The following is a 13964-nucleotide window of genomic DNA, read 5'->3' as shown; positions in this document are numbered from 1 at the left end:
GCGCAGAAGGGACCGCTGACGCCGATGCAGATCCGGCTGACCGTCGTAGACCCGCTCGGCCCGACCCCGCAGCGGGGTCGCGCCGCGAGCCGCGACGTGCTGGTCACGGCGCCCACGGGCACGGAACTGGCCGCCGTCGCGTCGACGCTGGCCGGGGCGGTCACCGGCGAGGGCGGCGCCGGCCGGGAGACCGGCGGCGCCTCCGTGGTGCTGTACGCGGGCGCCGAGCGGCTCGATCCCCGCCGGTGCACCCTGGGCGAGCCCCCGCTGGTCGACGGCGCCGTGCTGTCCCTGGGCGCCCCGGCGGCTCCCGAGCCGCACCCCGAGCTGGACGACGCCCCGACCCAGCTGCACGTGGTCGCGGGCCCGGACGCGGGCGGGGTCCATCTGCTGCACGGCGGCCGGATCACCGTCGGCCGCTCCGCCGACGCCGACGTCCCGCTGGACGACCCCGACGTCTCCCGTCTGCACTGCGTGGTCACCGTCGGCGCGGACGGCCGCGTCTCGGTCGCCGACCTCGGCTCCACGAACGGCACCTCCCTCGACGGCACGCGCGTGACCGACCGGCCGGTGCGGTTCCCCGCCGGGGGCCTGCTGAGGATCGGCGAGTCCGCCCTGCGGGTCACGCCGTCCGGCGGCCCCGGGATGCGGGTCCGTACGGTGCCCGACGGGGAGGGGTGTGTGCGGATCGCCCCCGAGGGCGGGGACGGCGGTTCCCCGGACACGGCCACCGTCCCCCCACGACCACCGGCCACCGCCTCCCCCGCCTCCGCACCCGCCTCCTCCGCCTCCGCCTCCGCTCCTGCCCCCGCTCTCGCTTCCCCCGACGGCGGCCAGCCCGCGCGCGGGGTGCCGGCACAGCACGCCTATGGCGCCTACGACTCGGCCGGCTGGGGTGCCTCCGGCGGTGGTCCGGGCGCTCAGGAGCACCGGCGCGGGCAGTCACCCGTGGTACCGGGGCAGGCCGGGGCGCCGAGCATGGAGGACCGGGGGACGGGCTCCGGTGCGTCCGGTCGGGAGAGCAGGGGAGCGGGCTCCGGCGCGTCCGGCGTGGACGGCCGGGGGGCGGGCTCCGGCGCGTCCGGCACGGCGTCCGGCGTGGACGGCTGGGACACGGACTCCACTGCGGCCGGCACGGCGTCCGGCGTGGAGGGCCGAGGCATGGGCTCCGCTGCGACCGGCACGGCGTCCGGCGTGGACGGCTGGGACACGGACTCCGGCGCGTCCGGCCTGGAGGGCCGGGGCACGGGCTCCGGTGCGGCCGGCACGGCGTCGAGCGTGGACGGCTGGGGCACGGGCTCAGGTGCGGCCGGCACGGCGTCCGGTGCGGACACGCACGCGGGGCGCTTCGGTGCCGCCGGCCCGGGAAGGACGCCCGGCGCCGCGTACTCCGGTGCGCAGGGCGGCGAGGCCCCGCGGACGGGCGGCCGTAAGGGCACCCCGGTCAGGGGCACGGACGTCCCGCGGGGCATCCGCCCTGGAGACACCGACGCTCCGCACGACACCCGCCAGGGCCCCCGGCGGCGCGGGCTCGGAGCCTGGGCGCGCCGGCTGACCGGCGGGCGCGGGGAGCAGCCGACCGGCCCCACGGCGTACGACGGCACGGCCGCCCGCGCCGCCGGAACCCCGACGGCCGGTGTCCCGCGGCAACCCGAGACCTGGCCGGATCCGGCCGCCCTGCTGCTCACCGCGCTGGGCCCCGGGCCCCGACTGTGGGAGCGCGGCCCGGGCCACCCCGAGGCCCTGACCGTGCGGCTCGGGACGGCCGACCGGAGCGCACCGGACGGCTCGAGCCTGCTGCCCGCGGTGCCGGTGACCGCCGCGCTGCGCGAGGCGGGAGCGCTGGGCCTGGCCGGTCCACGCCCCCGGCTGTCGGGGCTGGCCCGCGCGGTGCTCGCCCAGCTCACCGCGCTGCACTCCCCCGACCTGCTGGAGATCGTGCTGATCAGCGCGGACCACACGCGGCCGGTGGCGGAGCGTACGGCCGAGTGGGGCTGGCTGGGCTGGCTCCCGCATGTCCGGCCGGGCCACGGCCAGGACTGCCGCCTGCTGCTGGCCTACGACCGCGAACAGGCGGCGGCCCGCACGGAGGAACTGCTGCGCCGGGTGGAGGACCACGCGGCGACGGGCCGGACGACGGCCCACCCCGCCACGGCGCGCGACGCGGACCCGAACGCCGCCGCGGCGCGCGGCGCGGACCCGGCGGCAGCCGGCGGCCGGGGCGGGATCGGGCCCTCGGGAAGTCAGGGCGGGGTCGCACCGACCGGAGTCCACGACGGGATCGGGCCGTTCCGAGGCCAGGGCGGGATCGCACCGACCGGAGCTCAAGGCGGGATCGGGTCTTCCAGAGGCCAAGGCGGGGTCGCACCGACCGGAGCCCAGGCCGGGATCGCGCCGTCCCGAGTCCGAGACGACATCGGACTCTCCCGAGGTCAAGACGGGATCGCAGCGTCCGGAGCCCAGGGCGGGACGACACCGGCTGGCATGCCCGGTGCCCCTGATGGGGACGCGGCGCCGAGCCCGGCCGGCATGTCCGCACCGAGCGCCCCCGCACCGGGCACCCCCATCCCGGCGCCCGGCCTGCCCGGCCCCGGCGCCCACCCCGGGCCCGGCGGCGGTCCGGCAGCCGGCCCGTACCCGGCAAGTTCCGGCACCCCCGCGGCCGGCCCCCGCCCCGGAACGCCGCGCACCCCCGCGGACGACCCACGCCCCGGAACGCCGCGCACCCCCGCGGACGACCCGTACTCCGGAAGCCCAGGCACCTACGCGGCCGGCCCCCACCCTGGAGCCCCCGGCGCCCCCGCAGCCGACCCCCGCCTGGCGCGCCCGGGCACCCACGCAGCGAACCCGCACCAGGGAGTCCCGCGCACCCCCGCACCTGGCCCGCACTCCGCACACCACAGCGCCCCCGGCATGCCCGCTCACGGCACCGCCCCCGACCGAGCGGACAGGTACGCCCCCAGCTCCACCCCCGGCCCGGCGGGCACGTACGCCCCCAGCCCCACCCCGGACCCGGCGGGCACGTACGCCCCGAGCCCCACCCCAGATCCAGCGGGCACGTACGCCCCCGGCACCGCCCCCGATCCAGCGGGCACGTACACCCCCGGCACCGCCACTCCGGCCGCCCCCGGAAGCCACGCAACCAACCCCGCGAACCACGCAACCGCCCCCACGAACCACGCAAACACCCCCGGCGCCCATGGAACCGCCCCCACGCATCACGGAACGCCCGTGAACCACGGAACGTCCGCGAGCTACGGAGCCGCCGCAAGCCACGGAGCCGTCGTCAGGGGGAACGGAGTCGTTGGGGCCGGTGGGGGCCCCACCGGGCACGCTCCCTCGCGTCTCGACCCTGTTCATCCCGACAGCGTTCATCCCGACAGCGAAGGCCCCGCCCGCCGCCCCTCCTGGGCCAGGGAAGACGCCGGCCCCGCCGGTGCCGGCGGCTTCGCGGGGCCGTACACCGTCGTCGTCGTGGACGGGGATCCGGGCGGCTCCGCGCTGCGGGACGCCCTCGCGCGGCTGGCCGTGACCGGACCGCGGGCCGGGATCCATGTGGTCTGTCTCGCCGAGACCGAGCCCGCCTCGCCCGCTTCGTCCGTGACGCGGACGTACGAGGCCGCCTGCGAGGTGACGCCGACCTTCCGGCACTGCGGTGCCGTGGCGGTGCTCAGCGGAGACGTCGCCGCCGGTCTTCAGCTGCTGCGGGTGGCCCCGGGCGGTCCCGTCGGCCCCGGTACGCCCGCCACCGTGGACGCCGTCTCCGCCGCCTGGGCGGAGCGGTTCGCGCGGGCGCTGGCACCGCTGCGCCCGGACGGCCCGCCCGGCGAGCCGGACGCGCGCGTGTCCGCGCCGCTGCCGCAGTCGGCGCGGCTCCTGGACGAGCTGGGGCTGGCCCGCGCCACCCCCGCCTCGCTGATGGCGCGCTGGGCGGACGCGGCCGACGACGCGGAGGCGCTGGGCGGACGGGCGCGGGCGGTACTGGGTGCCGGGCCGCGCGGGCCGCTCACCGCCGACCTCGTGGCCGACGGGCCGCACCTGCTGATCGAGGGGCCGGTGGGCAGCGGCCGGACCGAGCTGCTGCGGGCCGTGGTCACCTCGCTCGCCGCCGGCGAGCGGCCGGACCGGCTGGCCGTGGTGCTGCTCGACGGCCGGGACGGGGTGGGCACGGGCGCCGGGCACGGCGAGGGCCTGCGCGCGTGCACGGACATACCGCATGTGACCACTCACCTGATCGCCAACGACCCGGTGCGCATGCGGGAGTTCGCCCAGTCGCTGACGGCCGAGCTGAAGCGCCGCGCGGAGTTGCTGGGCCGGACGGACTTCGCCCGGTGGCACGCCGGGCGGGAGGTGTCCGGCCGGATGGTGGCGCAGCGCACGTCCGCCGCCGGGGACATGCTCGCGCAGCGCACGTCCTCTTCCGCCTCCGGTGACATAGAAACGCCGCCCAGCTCCACCCTGCGGCTGCGGCCGGGCGCGGCGGCCCGGCGGCGCGCCGGCGCGGCGCCGCCCTTGCCCCGGCTCGTGGTGGTCGTCGACGACCTGGACGCGCTGGTCTCCCCCGCGCTCGGTTCGCCGGGCCGGCCCGCCGCGGGGTCGGTGATACGGGCGCTGGAGGCGGTGGCCCGGGAGGGCGAGCGGCTCGGTGTGCATCTGGTGGCGGCGGCCGCGGCCGGGGGACGTACGGCGGAGTCGGAGACGGCGCGCCGGGCGGCCCTGCGGGTCGTACTGGACGCCCCGCAGCCCGGGCCGGACCAGCCGGCGCCGGGACGGGGGCGGCTGGCGTACGCGGACGGGCGGACCGTGGGCTTCCAGGGCGGCCGGGTGACCGGCCGTATCCCGCGTACCGCGACACAGCGGCCCACGGTGGTCCCGCTGGACTGGCAGCGCATGGGTGACCCCCCGGCCCGCCGGCCGGTGCGGGAGCTGGGCAACGGCCCGACGGACCTGGCCCTGCTGGCGAGCGCGGTGGAGCGGGCGGCCCGGGAGGTCGCGGCGGCGGAGGTGCCGTCACTCCTCTAGGACCTGTCCGACGCTTCCCCTCGGTCGCGTAGAACCTGTCCGACGCTACCCGCCTGCCGCGCGCGACCTCTCCGCCACTCCCCGCCTGCCGCGCAGGACCTCTCCGCCACTTCCCGCCAGCCGCGCAGGACCTCTCCGCCACTTCCCGCCTGCCGCGCAAGCGCTGTCCGACGCTTGCCGTCCGTCGCGTTCGGGGCGATCACGCGAAGTGGCAGACAGGACCCAGCTGAACCGGCTGTCCCCGGCCGCCGGAAACCGGCACGCATGCACCCCTGGTCACGAGCCGGTCACGATGCACCGGTTGACACCGCAGGCGCTCTTGCCCGCCCGGAGCGGCCCGGCGTACACCGGACCGCACGGGACAGAGATCTGACGTTCAACGACGTTCAACGGAGAACGACCGAACGGGGAAGTGATGCACAGCAAGAGCAGCACGTTCCACACCCACAGGGCCGTCACCACACTCGCCGCCCTGCTCACCGGAGCCCTCGCGCTCACCGCCTGCTCCAGCAGTGACAACGACAAGAAGGACAACGGGGAGAAGAGCGACGGGGCCACCGGCTCCACCGTCTCCCTGCCGAAACTGAACGGCGCCCGTCTGGAGGTGGCGGCCGTCTGGACCGGTGGTGAGCAGGCCAACTTCAAGAAGGTCCTCGCCGAGTTCGAGAAGCGCACCGGCGCGAAGGTCACCTTCGTGCCCGCGCAGGACCCGATCATCAACTTCCTCGGTTCGAAGATCGCGGGCGGCCAGCCGCCGGACGTCGCGCTGCTGCCGCAGCCCGGCGCCATCAAGCAGGCCGTGCAGAAGGGCTGGGCCAAGCCCGTCGGGCCGGAGGGCCAGAAGGAGCTGGCGAAGAACTACTCACAGGGCTGGCAGGACATCGGCAAGGTCGACGGCAAGCAGTACGGCGTCTACTACAAGGCCGCCAACAAGTCGCTGATCTGGTACAACGCCAAGGTCTTCGAGAACGCGGGCGCCCAGGAGCCGAAGTCCTGGCAGGACCTGCTGACCGCGTCGCAGGCGGTGTACGACTCCGGGGTCACGCCGTTCTCGGTGGCCGGAGCGGACGGCTGGCCGCTGACCGACTGGTTCGAGAACATCTACCTCTCCCAGGCCGGACCGGAGAAATACGACCAGCTCGCCCAGCACAAGATCAAGTGGACCGATCCGTCGGTGAAGCAGGCGCTGACCACCCTCGCCCAGATCTGGGCCAAGAAGGACTATCTGGCGGGCGGCCAGGACGGCGCGCTGCAGACGGAGTTCCCGCAGTCGGTCACCCAGACCTTCACCGGCGGCGACCAGCCGAAGTCCGCGATGGTCTACGAGGGCGACTTCGTGCAGGTCAACATCGGTGAGACCAAGGCGAAAGTGGGCACGGACGCGAAGGTGTTCCCGTTCCCGGCCGTCGGCTCGGCCGCGCCGGTGGTCTCCGGCGGTGACGCGGCCGTGATCCTGAAGGACTCCAAGGCGGCGCAGGCGCTGATGACCTTCCTCGCCTCCCCGGACGCGGCCACCATCCAGGCCAAGCTCGGCGGCTACCTCTCCCCGAACAAGAACGTACCGGTGTCGGCGTACCCGAACGCGGTGCAGCAGAAGATCGCCAAGGCGCTGATCGCGTCCGGCGACGACTTCCGGTTCGACATGTCCGACCAGGCCCCGCAGGCATTCGGCGGGACGCCCGGCAAGGGTGAGTGGAAGGACCTCCAGGACTTCCTGAAGAACCCGAAGGACATCGCGGGCGCCCAGGCGAAGCTGGAGAAGGACGCGGCGGCGGCCTACGGGAACGGGGGCTGATCCGGCCATGGCGTCGGCAGCGGCGGCCGGGGCCCCACCGGGCCCCGCCGCGCCCCGCAGTCGCAAGAGCGTGACCGGCACCCGCAGGACCGTGGCAGCCCTGTTCCTGCTGCCCGCGCTGGTACTGCTCGGCGCGCTCGTGGTCTACCCGATCGGGTACTCGCTCGTCCGCAGCTTCTACAACGCCTCCGGCGACGGTTTCGCCGGCGTCGACAACTACAAGTCGCTCTTCACCGACGACGGCATCCGGACCGCCCTGAAGAACAACGTCATCTGGGTGGTGTTCGCGCCGACCGTCTCCACCGCGCTCGGTCTCGTCTTCGCGGTGCTGACCGAACGGGTGCGCTGGGGAACGGCGTTCAAGCTGGTCGTCTTCATGCCGATGGCGATCTCGATGCTGGCCGCCGGGATCATCTTCCGGCTGGTGTACGACCAGGACCCGGACAAGGGCGTCGCGAACGCGGTGTGGGTGGGCGTGCACGACACGTTCGCGCAGGCGTCGGCGTTCCCGAAGGCCCACCCGGGCCGCCGGTCGCCGCTGGTGGCCGAGGGCGGCGGTTTCGTCACCAGGGCCGCCGTGCACGCCGGGCAGCCGGTCACCCTGCCGCTCGTCGGCGTCGCCCCGGAACAGCTGCCGGACGGCGCGGAGAAGGCCGCCGCCGCCCGTCCGGAGCCGGCGAAGGTCACCGGCACCACCTGGCAGGACTTCACCCGCGGCAAGGGCGTCGGCAAGCTGGGCGCGCCCGATGCGTCCGAGGTGGGTTATGCCGGGATGCTGATCGAGGCGGTGAAGGACGGCAAGGTGGTCGCCTCGGCGAAGGCGGCCGGTGACGGCACCTTCACCCTGCCCGCGTCGGCCGACGGGGCTCGCCTCAGGCTGCCCGCGAGCAACTTCAAGGAGCCCTACAACGGGGTCGACTGGCTCGGCCCGGCGCTGGTCACGCCGTCGATCATCGGGGCGTACGTGTGGATGTGGGCGGGCTTCGCGATGGTGCTGATCGCGGCCGGCCTCGCGGGCGTGCCCCGGGAGCTGCTGGAGGCGGCACGGGTGGACGGCGCCTCCGAGTGGCAGGTGTTCCGCAAGGTCACCGTGCCGCTGCTGGCACCGGTGCTGGCGGTCGTCGTCGTCACGCTGATGATCAACGTGCTGAAGGTGTTCGACCTCGTGTTCATCATCGCGCCGGGTTCCTCCCAGGACGACGCGAACGTGCTGGCGCTGGAGCTGTACCGCAAGGGCTTCGCGGAGAGCCAGCCGGGCATCGCGAGCGCCATCTCGGTGTTCCTGCTGCTGCTGGTGATCCCGGTGATGCTCTTCAATATTCGCCGGCTGCGGCGGGAGGTGCGGCGATGACGCCGGATGCGCCTGACAACGACCGGGGGTCCGGGGGTCGCCCCCCGGGACGGCACAGCAATATTCGCCGGCTGCGGCGGGAGGTGCGGCGATGACGCCGGATGCGCCTGACAACGGCCGGGGGTCCGGGGGTCGCCCCCCGGGACGGCACAGCAATATTCGCCGGCTGCGGCGGGAGGTGCGGCGATGACGGTGACCGTCGGGAGCGTCGGGAAGGCCGAGCCGGTCCGGACGGCCGGGGCCAGGCAGTCGGTCGGTTCCCGTGTCGCCGAGAAACTGAGCGGCGGACTGGTCCGCGTGGTGCTGATCGTCGTGGGCCTGTTCTGGCTGGTGCCCACCATCGGACTGCTCGTCTCCTCGCTGCGCGCGCCGCAGGACATGAGCGCGAGCGGCTGGTGGACGGTGTTCTCCAAGCCGTCCCAGCTCACCGTCGACAGCTACCAGAAGCTGCTGGAGAACTCCGACATCACCAGCTCCCTGCTGAACACGGTGCTGATCACGGTTCCGGCGACCGCCCTGGTCGTGGTGATCGGGGCGCTGGCCGGGTACGCGTTCGCGTGGATGGAGTTCCCGGGGCGGGACTGGTGGTTCCTGGGCGTGGTGAGCCTGCTGGTGGTACCCGTGCAGGTGGCGCTGATCCCGATCGCCGAACTGTTCGGCAAGCTGGGGCTGTTCGGGACGATCTTCGGGGTGATCCTGTTCCACACCGGGTTCGGTCTGCCGTTCGCGGTGTTCCTGCTGCGGAACTTCTTCGCGGAGATCCCGCGCGAGCTGCTGGAGGCGGCCCGGCTGGACGGCGCGGGCGAACTGCGCCTGTTCGCACGGGTGGTGATGCCGCTGGGCGGCCCGGCGATCGCCTCGCTCGGCATCTTCCAGTTCCTGTGGGTGTGGAACGACATGCTGGTCGCCCTGGTGTTCACCAAGTCGGGAACGCAGCCGATCACGGTCGCCCTCCAGACGCAGGTACGGCAGTTCGGCAACAACATCGACGTGCTGGCGCCCGGTGCGTTCATCTCGATGGTGATCCCGCTGGCCGTGTTCTTCGCGTTCCAGAAGCAGTTCGTGACCGGGGTGATGGCGGGAGCGGTCAAGTAACCACGAAAGGGAGGCGTTCGGAGGGGCGGGCCGTCAGGGGACCGCCCCTTCGCGTTCACCTGAAGTAGCCCGAATGCCGTACGGAACCGTAACCAAGTCACTCCATCGGCCGTTCCCGGGCAGAACGCCCGCGCCGACCGACCCATGGATGTCCCTTGCCCAGGTTCAGTGTCATCGTCCCCGCGCACAAGGTCCAGGCGTATCTCTCCGAGTGCCTGGACTCGGTGCTCTCGCAGTCGTATCCCGATCTGGAACTGATCGCCGTCGACGACTGCTCACCCGACGCCTGCGGCGAGATCATCGACGAGTACGCGGCCCGGGACGCGCGCGTGAAGCCCCTGCACCTACCCGAGAACCAGGGGCTGGGCCGCGCCCGCAACGCGGGCATGGCGGAGGCGACCGGTGACTACCTGGTCTTCCTGGACAGCGACGACACGCTCACCCCGGACGCGCTGCGGTCGGTCGCCGACCGGCTCAAGGAGACCGGCGACCCGGACGTCCTGGTCTTCGACTACGCGCGCACCTACTGGGACGGCCGTCAGGTGCGCAACCAGCTCGCCGCCCACCTCACCGAACAGGGCCCGGCGCCGTTCCGGCTGGAGGACCGGCCGGGGCTGCTGCGGGTGCTGATGGTGGCCTGGAACAAGGCGTACCGGCGCGAGTTCGTGCGGGCCCACGGATTCACGTTCCCGCCGGGCTACTACGAGGACACCCCCTGGACCTTCCCGGTGCTGCTGACGGCCGAGTCGATCGCCACCCTGGACCGGGTCTGCGTGCACTACCGGCAGCGCCGGCAGGGCAACATCCTGGGCACCACCAGCCGCCGGCACTTCGACTTGTTCGAGCAGTACGAGCGGGTGTTCGCGTACGTCGAGGAACGGCCCGAACTCGCCCGCTGGCGGCCCGAGTTGTTCCAGCGGATGGTCGACCACTACGCGGTGGTGTTCACCCGGCGGGGCCGGCTGCCGCGCGGCAGTCACGGCGACTTCCTGCGCCGGGCCCGCGAGCACTACCGCCGCTACCGCGTGCCGGGGACCCGGCTCCGGACGCGGCACGCCCTGCTCCGCTTCGGCCTGCACCGCACGTTCCGGGCGCTCCGGCTGGCCGCGGCCGTCCGCCGGCGCACGCGGAAGTCCGCGGCACGGCTGGCCCGCGCCCTGCGCACCGGTGCGCTCCAGCTGCACTACCGGATCCAGCTGCGGCTGCCGCTGCGCCCGGACCGGGCGGTGTTCGCCGCCCGGGAGGGGCGCGGCGATCCGGCCGCGCTGGAGGAGGCGTTCCGCACGCACGCCCCGCACCTGAGCACGGCGTGGATCGCCCGGCCCGGGCAGGAGCACGCGGCGCCGCCGGGTCCGCGCCGGCTGACGCCCGGCACGGCCGCCTACTGGTCGGCGCTGGCCCGCTCCCGGTACCTGGTCAGCGACGCCGGCTTCGAGGGGCGGCTGCGCAAGCGGGCCGGGCAGGTCTTCGTGCAGACCCAGCAGGGCACCCCGCTGGGGCACGCGGGCCTCGATCTGCTGGAGCACCCGGCGGCGGCCCGGGACACGGACTTCGCGGAACTGCTGCGGGGCGTGGACCAGTGGGACTACGTCCTGTCCGGCAACCGGCACGCCACCTTGACCTGGGAACGGGTGCACCCGGGCCGCTACGCCACGCTGGAGTACGGGCTGCCCCGCAACGACGTCTTCCAGCGGGCGACCACGGCGGACGTGGCCCGGCTGCGCGCCTCGCTGGGCGTTCCACAGGGCGCGGTCGCGGTGCTGTACGCGCCTGCGTACCGCGATCACCGGCGCACCCAGCGCCCGCTGCTCGACCTGGAGCGGGTCCTGCGCCGCCTGGGCCCGCGCTTCGTGCTCCTGGCCCGCGCCCACTGCCCGGTGCAGGGCACCCGGATCATCGACGTCTCCGGCCACCCGGACCTGGCCGCCCTGTGTCTCGCCTCGGACGCGCTGCTCACCGACTACGCGCCCGTGCTGTTCGACTACGCGGGCCTGGACCGGCCGATCGTGGTGCACGCCGAGGACTGGACGGCGTACGAGGCGGCCCGCGGCGTCTATGTCGACCTGCCCGCCTTCCCGCCGGGCGCGGTGGCACGCAGCGAGGACGAGCTGATCGACATCTTCGCCACCGGGCACTGGCGCGGCTCGCGCTCGGCGCAGCTGCGGGCGGCGTTCCGGCAGCGGTTCTGCCCGTGGGACGACGGGCGCGCCGCCGAGCGGGTCGTACGGCGGGTGGTGCTGGGCGAGACGGAGCTGCCGCCGGTGGTGCCGCTCGCGGACCGGACACCGGTGCCGTCGGCCTGCGCGCGCTCCCCGCTGGCCACCGTGCCGCAACCTTCCGGCCCCCTTCCCGTCACCGGGAGCCACTGAACACCGTTGGTCCTTCCGGGAGTTCCCATGCCCCTCGGCTCGACGCGGCCCAGCCCGAGCCGGCCGTCCACCTGGCGTCCGGCGGGACGGCCCGGCCGCGTCCGCACGACGACAGAAAGAACCACATGCCCCGCTTCAGCATCATCGTCCCCTCCCACGGGGTCGCCGGCCGGCTGTCCCAGGCGCTGGACTCGGTCCTCGGCCAGTCCTTCGGCGACCTCCAGCTGATCCCGGTCTGCGACGCCCCCGACGCCCCGGCGGCAGCGGTGGCGGCCGGGTACGCCGAGCGGGACTCCCGGGTGACCCCGGTCCACTCGCCGCCGTCCGCCGGTCCGAGCGGGGCGCGCAACGCCGGGATGGCGGCGGCGACCGGCACGTATCTGCTGTTCCTGGACGGTGACGACCTGCTGCTGCCGGGCGCACTGGCCGCGCTGGACGCCCGGCTGTCGGAGATCGCGGACGTGGATGTGCTGTACGCCGAGCACGAGCGCGTCCCCTGGTGGGAGGGCGAGCCGACGAATCCGGCCGCGCCGCTGCTCGCGGAAGCTCCGCGGGGCGCCTTCGCTCCCGTCGAGCTGCCCAAGCTGACCGGCGTCCAGCTGCCGGCGTGGAGCGCCGTCTACCGCCGTGCCTTCCTCATCGAGCGGGAACTCACCTTTCCCGACGGTCACTTCACCGATCTCGGGTGGGGCGGGCTGGTCGGTGTCGCCGCCGGGCGGATCGCGGTGCTGCGCCGGACCGTCGTACGGCACCGGCTGCGCCGCCAGGGCAGCCGGCTCAATCTGCCCGGGCCGCACCAGCACGATCTGCTGGACCAGGTGGAGCGGGTGCTGACCGGGGCGGCCGAGCACGCCCTGCCCATCGAGCGGACCGGCCCCCTGTTCGACCAGCTGTTCGCCGTGGTGCTGAAGACGGCGTCCCGGCCGGAGCGGCTGCCCTCCGGGCACCGGGCGTTCTTCCGCCGCGCGGCCCGGCTCTACCGGAAGCACCGGCCGGCCGGGCACCGGGTGCCGGACGGCAGTCTGGGCGTGCAGCACCGGCTGCTGGCGTCGGGCGCGTACACCGCCTTTCGTGCGCTGCGCGGCAGCCGCCGGGCCGTCGACGGCGCCGCCCGGCGGCTGCCGCGCCCGCGCATGCTGCGCACCCGGCTGCGCTACGCCCGCGACCTGCGCCGCCCGCTCGACGAGAACCTCGCCGTGTACTGCGCCTACTGGGGCCGCGGCTACGCCTGCAACCCGGCCGCGATCCACGCCAAGGCCCGTGAACTCGCCCCGCACATCCGCTCGGTGTTCCTCGTCGAGGCCGGCCAGGAGCACGCCGTGCCGCGGGACGTCGAGTGCGTGGTGATCGGCTCCCGCCGCTACTGGGAGGTGCTGTCCCGCGCCAAGTTCCTGATCAACAACGCGAACTTCGCCGAGGGCATCGTCAAGCGGCGCGGCAGCGTGCACCTGCAGACCCAGCACGGCACCCCGCTGAAGACGATGGGCGTGGACCAGTCGACGTACCCGGTGGTCGCCGCGCGGTCCGGCAGCTTCACCAGGCTGCTGGGCCGGGTCGACCGCTGGGACTTCAACCTCTCCGCCAACCGCCACTCCACCCAGATGTGGGAGCGTGCCTTCCCCGGCTCCTACGAGCACCTGGAGTACGGCTATCCGCGCAACGACGTCTACTGCACGGCGACCGCCCGCGACGTGGCCCGGATCCGGCGCGAACTGGGCGTCCCGGAGGGCATGACCGCCGTGCTGTACGCGCCGACCCACCGCGACCACCACACCGGCTTCGAGACCGGCCTGGACCTGGAGGCGTTCTGCGCGGCGGCCGGTGAGGACGTCGTCGTGCTGCTGCGCACCCACTACTTCTACGACCGGGGCCGCCCCCAGGGCTCGGACAGGATCATCGACGTCACCGCGCACCGCTCCTCGGAGGACGTGTGCCTGGCCGCGGACGCGCTGGTCACCGACTACTCGTCCATCATGTTCGACTACGCCAACCTGGACCGGCCGATCGTCGTGTACGCCGACGACTGGGACGTCTACCAGGAGACCCGGGGCGTCTACTTCGACCTGCTCGCCGAGCCGCCGGGCGTGGTCGCCCGGACCCCCGAGGAGCTGGCCGCCGTCTTCCGCGACGGCTCGTACCGGGGCTCGGAGGCCGGGGCGCTGCGGGCCGCGTTCCGGGAGCGGTTCTGCCAGTTCGACGACGGGCGGGCCGCCGAGCGGGTGGTGCGGCGGGTGCTGCTCGGAGAACCGCCGGAGGCGGTCCCGCCCGTGATCCCGCTCGCGGAGCGCATCCCCGCCCCCGCCGCCGCGACCCTCGTGAGGAGCTGACCCGC

At 74.4% G+C, this 13964-nt stretch carries 6 protein-coding genes; all 6 read left to right on the top strand.

What is annotated here, in order from left to right; all coding sequences use genetic code 11:
- Nucleotides 1–24: 24 nt before the first annotated feature.
- The 6 genes from ACIGYR_RS07550 to ACIGYR_RS07525 all read left to right on the top strand — a co-directional run bounded on the left by ACIGYR_RS07550 (nucleotide 25) and on the right by ACIGYR_RS07525 (nucleotide 13959).
- A complete protein-coding gene (locus tag ACIGYR_RS07550; protein ID WP_399596439.1) occupies nucleotides 25–5022 on the top strand; it encodes an FHA domain-containing protein in 4998 nt (1665 codons plus the stop codon).
- A 415-nt stretch (nucleotides 5023–5437) separates the two neighbouring features.
- Nucleotides 5438–6817 (top strand): ABC transporter substrate-binding protein, encoded by a 1380-nt coding sequence (locus tag ACIGYR_RS07545; protein WP_391845003.1) that lies wholly within the window; start codon nucleotides 5438–5440, stop codon nucleotides 6815–6817.
- Nucleotides 6818–6887: 70 nt separating this feature from the next.
- Entirely contained in the window at nucleotides 6888–8168 is a 1281-nt protein-coding gene (locus ACIGYR_RS07540) for a carbohydrate ABC transporter permease (protein ID WP_399596442.1), read from the top strand.
- A gap of 186 nt (nucleotides 8169–8354) precedes the next feature.
- Nucleotides 8355–9263 carry a carbohydrate ABC transporter permease gene (locus ACIGYR_RS07535; RefSeq protein ID WP_399596444.1) on the top strand — a complete coding sequence of 303 codons (909 nt, stop codon included), beginning with the start codon at nucleotides 8355–8357 and terminating at the stop codon, nucleotides 9261–9263.
- A gap of 155 nt (nucleotides 9264–9418) precedes the next feature.
- Nucleotides 9419–11632: a CDP-glycerol glycerophosphotransferase family protein gene (locus ACIGYR_RS07530; RefSeq protein ID WP_399596446.1), complete on the top strand. Its 2214-nt coding sequence runs from the start codon at nucleotides 9419–9421 to the stop codon at nucleotides 11630–11632.
- Nucleotides 11633–11757: 125 nt separating this feature from the next.
- Nucleotides 11758–13959 carry a CDP-glycerol glycerophosphotransferase family protein gene (locus ACIGYR_RS07525; RefSeq protein ID WP_399596448.1) on the top strand — a complete coding sequence of 734 codons (2202 nt, stop codon included), beginning with the start codon at nucleotides 11758–11760 and terminating at the stop codon, nucleotides 13957–13959.
- Nucleotides 13960–13964 lie beyond the last annotated feature (5 nt).

Origin of the sequence: Streptomyces sp. NPDC053076 (assembly GCF_044546845.1) — a bacterium.
Lineage (GTDB): Bacteria > Actinomycetota > Actinomycetes > Streptomycetales > Streptomycetaceae > Streptomyces.
The sequence above is the reverse complement of the archived record's forward strand: the minus strand, read 5'-3'. Positions and strand labels throughout refer to the sequence as shown.

Bases quoted from the DNA above. Each gene is read 5' to 3' on its own strand.
- ACIGYR_RS07545 (WP_391845003.1), top strand. From the start codon at position 5,438: ATGCACAGCAAGAGCAGCACGTTCCACACCCACAGGGCCGTCACCACA.
- ACIGYR_RS07525 (WP_399596448.1), top strand. From the start codon at position 11,758: ATGCCCCGCTTCAGCATCATCGTCCCCTCCCACGGGGTCGCCGGCCGG.
- ACIGYR_RS07535 (WP_399596444.1), top strand. From the start codon at position 8,355: ATGACGGTGACCGTCGGGAGCGTCGGGAAGGCCGAGCCGGTCCGGACG.
- ACIGYR_RS07550 (WP_399596439.1), top strand. From the start codon at position 25: ATGCAGATCCGGCTGACCGTCGTAGACCCGCTCGGCCCGACCCCGCAG.